General features: G+C 62.5%; 8 protein-coding genes. 2 read left to right on the top strand and 6 right to left on the bottom strand.

Annotated elements, in window-relative coordinates:
* Nucleotides 1–35 precede the first annotated feature (35 nt).
* Together QM588_RS10295 and QM588_RS10290 are read right to left on the bottom strand one after the other, a co-directional pair.
* Nucleotides 36–500 carry an SRPBCC family protein gene (locus QM588_RS10295; RefSeq protein WP_027497200.1) on the bottom strand — a complete coding sequence of 155 codons (465 nt, stop codon included), beginning with the start codon at nt 498–500 and terminating at the stop codon, nt 36–38.
* Nucleotides 501–1,429: 929 nt separating this feature from the next.
* Nucleotides 1,430–3,418: a TerD family protein gene (locus QM588_RS10290; protein ID WP_032400711.1), complete on the bottom strand. Its 1,989-nt coding sequence runs from the start codon at nt 3,416–3,418 to the stop codon at nt 1,430–1,432.
* Nucleotides 3,419–3,784: 366 nt separating this feature from the next.
* Here QM588_RS10290 and QM588_RS10285 point away from each other — a divergent pair, with 366 nt between their 5' ends.
* A complete protein-coding gene (locus QM588_RS10285; protein WP_283313019.1) occupies nt 3,785–4,564 on the top strand; it encodes an SMP-30/gluconolactonase/LRE family protein in 780 nt (259 codons plus the stop codon).
* An 813-nt stretch (nt 4,565–5,377) separates the two neighbouring features.
* Nucleotides 5,378–5,980 (top strand): potassium channel family protein, encoded by a 603-nt coding sequence (locus tag QM588_RS10280; protein WP_336620067.1) that lies wholly within the window; start codon nt 5,378–5,380, stop codon nt 5,978–5,980.
* A gap of 304 nt (nt 5,981–6,284) precedes the next feature.
* Here the strand turns inward: QM588_RS10280 and QM588_RS10275 are convergent, their stop codons facing one another.
* The 4 genes from QM588_RS10275 to QM588_RS10260 all read right to left on the bottom strand — a co-directional run bounded on the left by QM588_RS10275 (nt 6,285) and on the right by QM588_RS10260 (nt 12,897).
* Complete coding sequence (locus QM588_RS10275; RefSeq protein WP_032400710.1) at nt 6,285–6,707, bottom strand: hypothetical protein; 423 nt, start codon at nt 6,705–6,707, stop codon at nt 6,285–6,287.
* Nucleotides 6,708–7,434: 727 nt separating this feature from the next.
* Entirely contained in the window at nt 7,435–8,682 is a 1,248-nt protein-coding gene (locus QM588_RS10270) for a benzoate/H(+) symporter BenE family transporter (protein WP_283313018.1), read from the bottom strand.
* The gene (locus QM588_RS10265) at nt 8,679–10,043 is read right to left on the bottom strand and encodes an MFS transporter (RefSeq protein ID WP_283313016.1); all 1,365 of its coding nucleotides are present in this window, start codon (nt 10,041–10,043) and stop codon (nt 8,679–8,681) included. Before QM588_RS10265 ends, QM588_RS10270 begins: the two co-directional genes overlap by 4 nt.
* 151 nt (nt 10,044–10,194) lie before the next feature.
* Nucleotides 10,195–12,897 carry a helix-turn-helix transcriptional regulator gene (locus QM588_RS10260; RefSeq protein WP_283313015.1) on the bottom strand — a complete coding sequence of 901 codons (2,703 nt, stop codon included), beginning with the start codon at nt 12,895–12,897 and terminating at the stop codon, nt 10,195–10,197.
* Nucleotides 12,898–12,934 lie beyond the last annotated feature (37 nt).

Here is a 12,934-nt window from a genome sequence, read left to right as displayed (position 1 = left end):
AGCGGCGTTCTACGGCTGAACGTATGCCCGAAAGATCAGGACGTTGCCTCGACAGCGAGGCGTGCAAGTGTGTCGTTCAGCTGATCCTCGGTGACCAGGGGAAACCCGATCTGCTGCAGAAGCTTCTTGTCCGTGACCTTCGACCAGTCGTAGGTGTGCCGCACCAATGTCTCGTTGGGTCCCTGAGACTCCAGTTCCCACAACCATTCCCATCCGGGAGGCTCGTTGCCGGCCGGCGCGGTCTTCCATGCCAGTAGCTTGTCCTTGGCGTACCCGGTGACGACATTGTCGGTCTGGTATTCCCCACCCATGTGATCGCCCTGCATGTTCATCGTGAACTTCTCGCCGACCTTCTGAATTCGGTCTGCGTGGTCCACGCCGCGTACGAATCCCGAGCCGTCGAGTGCCTGATGCCGCTCGGGGTTGGACAGGACGTCGAAAATTGCGTCCACGGGCGCTTCGATGGTGCGTTCCACTGTCAGCTTTGCGTTCTCTGTCATATCTGCACGATGCCCAATACGCCGGATCCTCAATCATGGATACAGCCGAAAACAGGTGGACCGCAAAGGCCGCCTGGTGAGATGCTCGGCCGGTACCAGGACAGCGGCATCCAGCGCAGCGGAGATGGAGGCATGACCGTTATGTCCACCGATCTTGCTCATTCCACTGCCACCTGGGTTCTCGAACACCTCGAACCCGGCGAACGTGTGACGGCCGTGCACTCAATGACCGGAGGCATCATCAATACACCGAGGCCGGAGGTGTGGTCGCCGCCGAATGGTCCGACCGTCGATATTGGCGAGTGCGAGGTGCACTCACGTGCTTCGAAGAGCTGCATCAGTGGGCAGCGCCGTGGCGCGCTGCAGGCTTGACAGACCTCACTGGACCAGTCATCGAGGACCGCGTGAACACTTGCGACGCCCTTCGGACACTCTCACCGAATTCTTGGAGACAGCACAACACATTCGAGAACGAATCCGCGATAGTTCTTTACGTGCGAACACTCTTCATGACATCGGTAGTCACTTCGATGTGCGCGATTCTCATCTGGGTCTACGTTGCGCCGCAAATGGTGACAACGGGAGTCGTAGAGACCGGACAACTTTTCGAGATCATGGTTCTTCTGCCGACACTCGTCGGTTTACCGACGTCATCGATCGGCATGGTGACCGGACTGTCGACCCTGTGTCGGGGATCGAGATCAGCCGCATTCGTGTTGATGACAAGCGGACAGGTCCTCACAATTGCGATCGCTGTCGCTATTGTCGTGTGGGCAGTCGGTTTCGGTTCCACCGGTTGGGAGTTCATCGCGCTTCCCATGTCGTTGGCGTGCGGGCAAATCCTGGTGTTTGCAGGAATAGTCGCCGCTGGCGTTCAACGCCGTCGCCTCACCAGTGCATAGCGTCTCGGGTCCGGTCGAGCAGCGTCGTCATTCATCAGATGTGTGAGTGGTCGCTTCCGGTGCAGAAGGCGTCCACGGCTTCAGCGGCTGCACGACATCCCGGTAGAACGCGTCGAGACCGTCGGTCACGCTACCGATGAAGCTGGCCGCCGACCCTGAGCGCTTGCTGCCCATCTTCGTCGGCGACGTCAGCGTGAAGTACTGCAGCTCGCTGGTTCGGCCTGCTGTGAGCGATTTCGTGTCCGCTCGTACAGTTGCCAAGTTCTCGCACGATACTTCGCTCGCGTCTGCGAACACAGCCTCGACCAGGATGTCTGCGGGAGCGTTCTTCAGTTGTCTGAGTAGCCATGATGCTCGCCTGAGCGCGGTCCCGTCGGTCGGCGCGTCGATAGCGGTGCTGCACTGAATCTTGTTGGTACGCATATCGGCTTCGACGGTGACGTCTCCGGCAGCGTCGGGGATGCGCAGAGTGGCCGAGAGGCATCCGGAGGCCACGAGCTGGTCGACGATGTACTCGTTGCGTGCCTGAGGATCTCCGTTGAACTTCCTCGGAAGGTGATGCTTGACGGTGACGCCGAGATCGGCCGTCATCCGCAACGCCAGATGCCTCGACAGCGACGCCCACGTGTTTGCTACCGACAGAGCTTTGACATCACTGGAGCGAAGGGTCCCCGCGGTGACGGAATCCCGGACCGCTACCCAGTGGCGGCCCATGTCGACGAACTCTGTCGCACCGGATTTCGGGTGCGTCAGGTAGCGCACGAGCTCACTGAGGATCCACACCTGCAGTGAGTCGGTGAGGTCCCCGTGCGACAGCAACATTCGGGCCTCGTGAATTACCTCGGACCACGAGATGTGTCGCAGTGAAACCTTGTTGAGTTTGGTCTTGTTGACCTGCACCGGAAGCTCGCCTGCAGAGGCCGGGATGTCGTTGGACAGGCTCAGAACCGTTTCGTATCTGTGCCGTTTGGCAACATCGAGGTAGTTCTCGAGCTGCTCCTTCTGCAGCTTGCCTGTGCCTGTCTTCACTTCGAGCAGTGCCGTCCATACCTGCCCCGCTCGCGACACCCGGAAAACCCCGTCTGGAATGACCTTGCCTTCGCCTTTGACGAATTGCACCTCGAGGTAGCCCTCGAACGGACCTGACGGTGCGCCCGCGTGCGCGCAGATCGCTCGGGCGAAGGGACGAACCGCCTGCATCGTTGCGATCAGCGCCGACGTGGCTCTCTTCTCTTGCTCTTCACCAGATCCGACGCCGGAAATCGAGAAGAGCCGAGCCGTCTGCCAGCCCTCTCCCCCAGCAAGAGTGAATTGCGGCGGACTGGCCTTCTTCACGGACGGCTTCTTCGTTCGCACGCCGCGCTTGGTGGGTTCGACGTCGACAAGCGACAGATCGACGAGCTCACCGTTCTGGTCCGTAGCCTGCACGTGCGAATCCGCGACCTCGACGACGACCACATCGTCGGCGCCGCCTTCCGGTTCGCCGTCGTCGACGTCCACGCCGAAATCCGTTGCGAGCCCTGCGAGCCCTGATTCCCAACCCTGCCCGACCGCGCGCAGTTTCCAGACACCGGCTCTTCGATACACCTCCCCGAACACCAGCGCACGTTCGGCGGTGGCGTCGGCGGTGAGGAACTCCCCCAGCACCGATCCGGTTTGATCCCGTACCTGGAGCGACAACTTTCCGAAGTCGCCCAACGAAGCACCGTCGGAGCTACCCGCTATGACTACTTTCTCGATATCGGCTGGGAGAGAGTCGAGATGGATCGATAAACGTTCCTGTTTGCCTTCGTCGGTGCTACTGCTGCCGAGATATCGCACTGATGCGTCGGCGGACTCCGGTTGGTTGTAGAACACGAAGTCCGAGTCCGACCGAACGTGTCCGGTCGATGTCACCAACAGTGCGGATGCATCGAGGTCGCGCTCCGGGTCGACCCACGACACGATGACATCCAGCTGTGTCGCGTCGTCCGGTAAAGAAATATTCTGGCCCTTGACGAGAATGGGTGAACTCACGCTGACACGCTCCTGTCGGCAAACGGACTTGCGTTGCTCACCCTATTCACAACGCACCGGTGTCAGTCGCCCTCGCTCGACATTCATTCGTTCGACCTACGGCTGGGCCGATTCGGTCCGAGAGATCAGCGATCCATGCACCTCGCTTGTGGTCTGACTGCCGGTCCCGCGAATGGACTCAGCTTTTCCGACCGCACGGTCTCCATTATCGTTCGCACCATGTCTCTGGCCTCGAACAGACTTCGTCCACGTCTACTCGTCGGTGCAGTGGTTACGCTTGCCGCTCTCACGTCTGCACCTGCTCACGCCGGAACACCTGAGCCGGGCCCGCCGCCCATGACCTGTGCGGGCTGGTCGGTCGATACCGTGACGAGCGGACTCGACGAACCGGAGAATCTCGAACACGACGGAGCCGGCGGGTTCTACATATCCGGAGCCTCCAGCATCGTGCACGTGGATGCAGGCGGCCACGTCGATCCTGTACTCGACAACCTCGCGGCTCCGCGAGGGATGCAGTTGCACAACGGCATCCTCTACTTTGTTGCCGGTCCAGGGCTTTCGCAATTCGACACCCGTACCGGCAAGGTCAGCGCGGTGACCGACATGGCGGCTCACGGACTTCTCCGGCTGCCGAACGGAGACTTCCTCACCACCGACGTGGGCACGGACATCGGCTCGCCTTCCCGAGGTCTGACCCGGTACGACCCGACCGCCGACGACGTCGAACAGAACTGGTCGCCCGTTCCTCGATCAGAAGGGTTGGCGCTCAGCCCGGACCACAGCCGGGTGTACACCGACGATCTGTTCACGGGCCAGGTCATCGAAGTTCCCCTCGAGGCACCGGACGACTGGTCGGTGGTGGCCACAGTGCCGGGATTCTTTCCCGGTCTCGACGACCTGACCATGTCCGACGCCGGCACGCTGTATGCCGCCGCGCACGTAGAAGGTTCCGTGCACAGCATCGACCCCAGAAAAGGGACAACATGCGTTATCGCAGCAGGCATTTCGCCAGGATGGACGGGACCGAGTTCGGTCCGCATCGGACCGTCAGCCAACGGATGGGCACTATATGCAACCGTGTTCGACGGCACACTTCGACGCCTCACTCCCCCGCCCGGCGTGAATCTGGCACCGGTGAGATCCTGACCCGGTAATCCTGCACAACCTCGATACCAATGCAATTCGGGTTATAGGCTCGGCCTGGGCAACGCCTCAGCCGCCGGACACCACACGCGCTGCAAAACTGCTGCCCACACTTCTCGCCGCGAAAGCCACGTGTCCGTCTCGCTTATCCGTCGTTGCCGAAGAACCACCAGGTGAGGACAATCGCTATCACCGCTGCAACGGCAAACATGAAGGCGTTGAGCCAATGCGGGTTGCCAGTGGTTATTTCTGCCAGAGCCATGAATGTTCGTCCATCCATACGTCCGTCCTGTTGGACAAAACCGAATTCGACAGTTGAGCCTATACACAATGCAGCGAGATTTGTCCTCCTCGCTCGATCTCTATCCGTTCGGTCCACTGCTAGCCATAGTCCTCACTGGAATCGAGTGGCCTTCGCTAATCCGCTTTCTGCGCAGGAGCCTCCGCACCCGAACGAAGACCACTACTCGGTGAAGTCACAGCTCTTTCCTCGAGAAGTGTTGTACGAGAGCTTTTTTCGTGTTGACGAAGAACTCAGCGGAAGGCGCGAGCAGGTGTGGAACGATGACCACCGAGGCACTGCACATGACTACCGACTACATCCGCACGAAAGGCCCCCGACTTCGAGGACACCTATCACCGTGTGCGTGCTCGGCAACGTGTCGCCAAGGACGACGAACTCGTCGCCGCGCGGCCGCCATCTCGAAGCCCCACCCGTCGACTTCACCGGGCAGTTCAGTATGTGACGGCTGACCACAACGGACCTCGACTCTCGTCCACCAGATATCTGATCGACACGCAGTACAGTCCCGGCTCATGAACTATCGGCAGTGGGAGCGAGCAAGCGAATGGCCGCTTGCCGGATCGGCTCTGACTTTCCTCGCGATCTACAGCTGGACCGTATTGAGTCAGCCAACCGGCACGGTGGCACAGGTCGCCGAGTACGCGATCATCGCTATCTGGGCACTGTTCGGGATCGACTACATCGTGCGACTGACCCTTGCGGAGCATCGCACACGCTGGTTTGTGCGGCATCTGCACGAACTCGCTATCGTCGCGCTGCCGGTGCTGCGGCCCCTACGACTGCTCCGTCTTCTTACCTTGGTCAGCCTGCTGCAACGCTCGATCGGCGGCGCGCTGCGGGGGCGGGTAGTCACGTATGCCGTCGCCGGAACTCTGCTGTTGGTTTTCGTCGCGTCACTCGCGATGCTCGACGCCGAACGCGCCGAACCAGCCGCGACTATCAAGACGTTTCCCGATGCCCTGTGGTGGGCAATCGCAACTGTCACGACAGTCGGCTACGGCGACTTCTCGCCATCCACAGCGACAGGCCGTTTCATCGCCGTCGGGCTCATGGTTGCAGGCATTGCATTGCTCGGAGTCGTCACAGCCACCCTGGCGTCATGGCTCGTCCAATAAGTCGCCGAGCAGGACGAAGCGAACCAGGCCGCTACGCAACAGCAGGTGGCCGAGTTGACCTCGCAAATCGCTGCGTTGCGAGTCGAACTCGCGTCGCGATCCGAGGGGCTCGGCACGGCCGCGTCCACGACACCCAACAGTGCAGGGCAAATCGACACGCACTGATCGAAGCTGATCTACCTTCGGTGCCCCAACTGAATTGGACGACAAATATTCATACGGCGTTGAACGGCAGTGCTCGCGTTCTGAGCGTCAGCACTCACCGCCGGTGAGTTCGGCCGACTCGCCGAACAATTGCGTGGGTCTACTTTTCGGCCAGACCTGTTGCCGTCGCCAAGTATTCGCGTGAGTCCCGAAACGTCTGCGCTACACCGCGTCCAGCGATCGCGTGGTACCTACTGATTTGGTCGTCATCGAGAGCATCGAGAACAGTGGTGGAATCTGCATGCATCCAACCACCGTCTTGGACCAGTTCGTGGGCGCGTTTGCCATGCAGGGCAGAGATTCCCTCGACTCTGATCCCCTTTGGATCGGTCGACGCCGCCAGGTAATAGGCCTTCTTGCCGGGGTAGCCGGCTTTGACCTTCTCGCGCAACCGGAAGACGGCGTCGGCTGCATCGTCGATAGCCGACAACTGTTCGTCGGACCCGGATTCGGCTGCCGATATTCGGGCGATCTCCGCATCCAGCGCAGCAAGCAGAGTGGCGAGGTACTCGAGATCGGTCATAGGCCCATGATGCCCTAGTGCAGCGTGCTCTCGAACCAGCACCTGACGGGAAGGAAATCGACGATCGTTCCGCATCCGAGTCGGCGACGCGACGTACTGACACGCCGACCGTCTACAACTCCGTGATCGCGTCGAGGTTCGGCCCTGGGGTTCGGGGGTCTACAAGGCCATGTCGAAAAGTCGCTTACCCGACGATACGGTCATGAGCCGTCGACGACGCGGATCTGTCCGAACGGTTCGTTGCACCACCTGCAGCTCGCATCGACATATTCGTGGCCGTCTTCACGTTCGCACTCATCCACCGCGCATCCGCTGCCGCATGACAGCATCTGTCCACATCTGCACCGCTCACCATCGCACCCCGGGTGGTGAAGCGTTCGCGGCGGGGCACCGCAGTCGTGACATTTGCTCCTGCCGTTCGGTATTCGACTGGGCCGCCACGTGCAACCCACTGAATCGAGCATTTCCAGATCGCACGCCATACAGATCGCCATGCCGTGCAGAGTCGCACAGGGCACCGACAACAAAGGATTCTCGCGCTCGAAATCCTCGTAGCCTCGGCAAGCCTTCACCCATCGAGGTCCAGGGGGCAATTCGCGGCACGCTCGACTACGAAAAACACCGCAATGAACCACCGGCAACAACCAAACACCGTCCACCGCCCCATACGGTCTGTCGTGCTGTCGAGTCCAGAGCGATCCAACGACGACGAACGCAGCACCCTCCCCTACTGTCGGCGATCGAGCAGATAAGTAACGGCAACTCCTGCGACCAGTCCCCAGAACGGCGCGCCGAGTCCTCCCACGTCGGTACCGGAGATGGTGACCAGCAAGGTGATCAGGGGCGCGAGCATCGGCCGACCGGTCGAGTCGGAGAATGCGGCAGTGAACGCACCGCGCAGAGCATCGAGCATGGCCAATCCTGCGAGAGCGGCGATGAATGTGGCGGGTACCACGGCAAGACCGCGCACCAACAGCGGCGCGAGTACACCCACCACTATGGCCAATGCGCCGCACGTCATTGCGGCGGTGTACTGCCGCGACCGTTCACCCACAGCAACGAGTAGGGCATTGGCCGGGCCGGCAAGACATGTCGACACAGCACCGAGCGGCGCGAGCAGGAGTGACCAGACGCCACAGGCGACGGTGACGACGGTCATCGGCGGCCGGTGACCCGCAGCGTTCAGTACTGCAGCACCCTGGCCGTTCTGTACCGCGACCACGGTGATGGCGAGCGGTATCACCAACTGGGCCATAGCCGCCCCGCTGAACGACGGCGCAACGAGTTCGGGTAAGCCGATCAGGGGTAGCTCGGCAGCAGGCCCGCTAGATCGGGTGAATCCGCCGGTTACCGTGAGAGCAGCGAGACCGGCAACCAAAGCTGCGAGGACCGAGGGCACCCGTTTCGACCACGTATCGGAACGGGTCAGAGCCAACCACGCCACAACCATGGCACCGGCGACGAGTACGTCCGCCGAAACAGACTGCACCAGTCCGGTTCCGAACGACAGGAACGCGCCGGCGACCATCGCCATCACGACGCTGTGCGGCAGGAATGCCATCAGTTTCGTGACCACCCCGGTGGCTCCGAGAACGATGACGAGGACTCCGGTGGCGAGGTAGGCCCCCACGACTTCCGGCCAGGTCAGCGACGCCAACGATTGACCGACCAGAACAGTGCCCGGAATGGTCCAGAAAAAGCTCAGCGGCATCTGGTAAGCCCAGCTTGCCACCACGGTGAGGATGCCGTTGAGCACGAACACCCCGAACACCCACGACGCAGTCTGCGTGGCCGTGAGTGAACCGGCTGCTGCGGCACCCATGATGACCGCAACGGGGCCGGTCGCGCTGAACAGCACACCGGTTGCCCCCGCGCCGACGTACTGCCCGCCGAAGTCCGCGCGCAGGGCACGCAGACTCGGCGGGCGACGTTCCGGCAGCTCGCTGGAGGTGAGACGCTCGAAAGTATTGGTCATTCAACCACTTTCACCGGCTCGCTGGGTACTGGATCGGATCGGCGGAGGGCTCGCACGGCGGGAACAGCGGTGGTGACGAGAGCGCCGAGCAGCGCCACGACTGCAAAGATATAGAACGCGGTGGACGACGCAATGCCGGCTCCGAGCAGAATTCCGCCGAGCAACGGCCCGAGGATGCCGCCGAGCCGGCCGAATCCGGCGCACCACGCAACACCTGCTGCACGGGCGGTGGTGGGGTAATAGTTCGAGACGAATCCGTAGATCAACACCTGAGTACCGATGGCACCGATGCCGGCACCGGCCACGGCGACGAGCAGGACGCCGAGGGGGAAGTTCAGGGTCAGCAGAACCAACGACAGTGCAGCAAGGCAGAAGGTGACCGCGATGACGCGTTGGGGTCCCTTGCGGTCGGCGACACGGGATGCGATCAGCCCGCCGATGATGGCACCGCCGTTGAGTACCAACAAGAACGACAGTGATCCCTTGGCGTTGTAACCCGCCTCGGACATGATCTGTGGCAGCCAGGTATTGAGGCCGTAGGTCAGCAGTAGGCCGGAGAAGCTCATCAGTCCGAGGAGGGCTGTCGGGCGCAGCAGTGGCTTGCGTGCCAGTGCAGCGAACCCGACGCGATCCCCAGCGACTGTCGGCTCGGCCTCGGGCATCGGAATGCCGGTTCGAGCACAGATCTCCTGTGCATCGACGATGCGTCCGTGGGCCACCAACCACCGCGGCGACTCCGGCATCCGAAGCAGGGCCAGCGGTAGCAGTACGAACAGTGGGAGTGCGCCGATCCAGAACAGTCCGCGCCAGCCGATCGAATCCTGGAGGGCGATCGCGGCCAACGACGCGAGCACGCCACCGGCCGGAATGCCGCTGTAAACGAAGGCGTTGAACAGGTTTCGACGTCCCGGAGGTGCGAACTCGGCAATCATGGCGCCGACAGTGGCGACGAGTCCGCCGACACCGATGCCGGTCAGGAACCGAAGTATGCCGAACATGGTGATGTTCTGTGCGAGTGCGGTCGCCCCCATCCCGAGTGAGAACCAGACGATGCACGTCAACATCGTTCTGCGACGGCCGATCCGATCTCCGAAGGCTCCGGCTGTCAACGCGCCGACCATGACTCCGATCAGAGCGTAGGAACCAAGCGCGCCCGCAGTCGCTGGATCCAGCGTGCCCAGCTGGGCAGAATCGGCAAGCAGCGTGGGTAGGACGGTGCCGTAGACGACGAGGTCGTAGCCATCGAAAACGATTGCTGCCGTAGACAGTGCCACGATCCACAACACGCTGTGGCGGTGCCGGTCGCTGGCCCAGGTGGTGCTGGATGGTGTTCCGGTTTTCATGGAGTCCGGTGCATTCATCGGGTGTCCTTTTCGTCAGGGAGTACCGCTTCGAGGCTCAATCGGCGCTGATGGCCGAACAGATTGGATCAGTGTCGCAAGCTGTGCGTTGGGTCACACCAGGGCTTTGCCTAGCGCTAACCTCGGCATGATGGAAGCTGTTGTCTTCCAGTCACGTAGCCGAGGTCTCGTCGGTCGACCGGGTGGCAGCCAGTTCGGCTCTCGAACGGATGCCCATCTTGGCGTACACCCTGGTCAGGTGAAACTGAACTGTCTTGACCGACAGGAACAATTCGGCCGCGACCTCGCGATTTGTCAATCCTGTGGCGACCAGGCTCGACACGGCGTCCTCCTGCGGGGTCAGTGCATCGTGAGCCCTGTCCTTCAGAACGGCGTGCACGCCACCGGCTTTGAGTTCACGGTCGCACCGTCGAACATATGTCGTGGCCCCCAGTGCCGAATAGCCCTCACGCGCCGCACTGACGACGGCATCGGCCTCGCGTCGCTTCCCGGCTCTGCGAAGGGTCTGTCCATAGGCGTAGTTGACTCGGGCTCGGTCGTACATCAGTGGCAATGGTGTCAACGAAGCGAGTGCGTCCTCGAATGATGCTCGGGCAGAATCGAGATCACCCATCGCGCCGTGCAGCCGACCGCGAGCGCAGGCAAGGCGTGCATGTGCGGAGCGATGCCCACGATCGCGCACTCTGGCCTCGTGCGGACTGAGAAACTTGTCGGCTTCGTCGAGTCGGCCCTCGACTATCAGCGCATTGGCGTACACATCGGGCCAGGCCCAGAATCCGGGTTCGGATACGTCTGCTTGGGCCCACTGCTCGGTCAACGGGGCAAGGGCGCGGAGGACACCGGCGTAGTCAGCTCGAGCCTCCGCGATGGCCGCACGACCGAGAGCCGTTGGCACGCGCATGATCTCGTAGTCGCGTGCGCCGGACTCGCCGCGGTGCGCGCTGGCCGCCGCGGCCCCCCAGTCTCCGCGGAGCGCGTGGATCTGCGTCGCGGTCCATTGGAGCAGAGGAACGATCAATGCGGCACCGGAACTTTCGGCCAGGTCGGAACCAGCTCCGACCAACCGCAGCGCCGCATCCCACTCACCGGTGACGAAATAGGTGCGCGCCAGCCAACCGTGAGCCCACAGCGAGATTCGCGTCGAACCGCCGAGAAAGTCGGTCGGTGCTGCGGCTTCGAGTTCCGAGCGTGCGAGATCGATGTGGTCCGTTGCGAAGTGGAGCCAACCGGCGCCCATCTGCACACGTTGTCCGACGGCTCCGGTACTGGCGTGGCCCCACAGGTCGCGGTAGCTGCTCAGTGCTTCTGCGACGCGGCCCGTCCCGGCCAGGCCGAGGCCCCGAATGGACTGCGCTTCCACTGCGGTTGCATGGTCGGCTCCGACGAGTTCGACTGCGCGATCGGCCCATAGCACGAGGTTGGCACCGTCGCAGCGCGCCAGATTGTGCAGTACCAGCCGATGGCAGATCACGGCAGCGACCTCGGGGTCGTGCCGCGTCCGTACCAGCTGCCACGCCCGAGTCAGTCGGGCTTCGGCCTCGTTGGGCCGGCCACGCAAGATGGCCAGATAACCGAGCACGGCATTGCGAGTCGGGGTCTCACGAAAACTCTCGATCTCGGCGATGTAGTCCGACGCCGTGCGCATGTCCCCAGCGCCGATAAGAGCGTCGACGGCGCGAACGAGCCGGTCTTCGCGCGCATGCGGTTCCTTGGTCGATCGACTCGACAGAAGGTACAGCCTTGCCGCCGTGGCCCATTCGCCGATTCCTGCACGTGACGCAGCGAGTGCGTCCAAGCGGTCCGAGACCAGAGGATCGGGCAGTGGCGACGCATGAACCAGGTGTGCCAGCTGGTCGGCCGGGTCGGCCTCCGCTGCGGCAGCTGCTCGATGCACCTGCGCGCGCTCCACTCTGCTCATCGTCGCGAGTACCGCGGCGCGGACTGTTGGATCGGGAACCTCGAGGATGGTCCCCGCGGAGCTACGTCGGACGGTCACCAAAGCGAATTGTTCTGCAAGATCGACGGCAGGCCAGGGGTCGTCGATGCCGGCAACCTCGCACACCGTGGTCAACGGTCTGCTGTCTTCGAGAACGGTGACGGCCGAGACCAGGCGACGAGCCTCCTCCGTGCAAAGAGCGAGAGTGGTCCGAACATCCGCCTCGACGAAGGCGGGCGCAGGCAGGTCGGGGCGAACACCCTTCCAAGTCTCGCGCGGCACCTCGTCCAGCATCGCCAAGGCATATCGAGGTCGTCCACCGGTGTGACGCGTGAGGTGAGCAGCCGAGGACGGTGACAGGATGATCCCCTGCAGAGCGGCGAGCTCGGCAACGGCAGACACCGTCAGCGCCGACATCGCCAGCGACAGGTCGGCAACACGGTCGAGAACCCGGTGAGCCTCGATAATGCCGTTGGGCAGGGTTTTTCGAGCACATACGACCGCGAGTTTCGCGGATCGATGGTGCCGAACGGCGGAGGCGAATGCACGGAGCGAATCCACGTCACAGTCGTGCGCGTCGTCGATCAACAGGATCGTCGTGATGTCCGTCGACAACGCTTCGGCGATGCGGTGTCCCCACTCGACCGGATTCGCCCCATCGGTTCGGACTCCCGGGAAGAGTTGCGTGACGAGTCCGTACGGCACGTGCGTTTCCCACGGCACCGCACCTGCGCGGCGCACCACCGTGCACTGCCCGTCGCTACCGACCGTCCGTTCGGCTTCACGCAGAATCGACGATGCGCCGATGCCTGCCGGGCCGGTCAGCACCACGAAAGCCGACGTCGTCGCCGAGGCTTCAACCGCCCGAACAAGGACGTCCAGCAGTTCACCACGGCCGATCAACGGTGAAGGAGACATGACCTCACCGTATCCGCGGCGCATGAGTGCGTACGGC

The sequence above is a fragment of the Rhodococcus sp. IEGM 1354 genome, from assembly GCF_030056855.1.
Lineage (GTDB): Bacteria > Actinomycetota > Actinomycetes > Mycobacteriales > Mycobacteriaceae > Rhodococcoides.
Note: the sequence above shows the minus strand (reverse complement) of the source record. Positions and strands in the feature narration are given on the sequence as shown.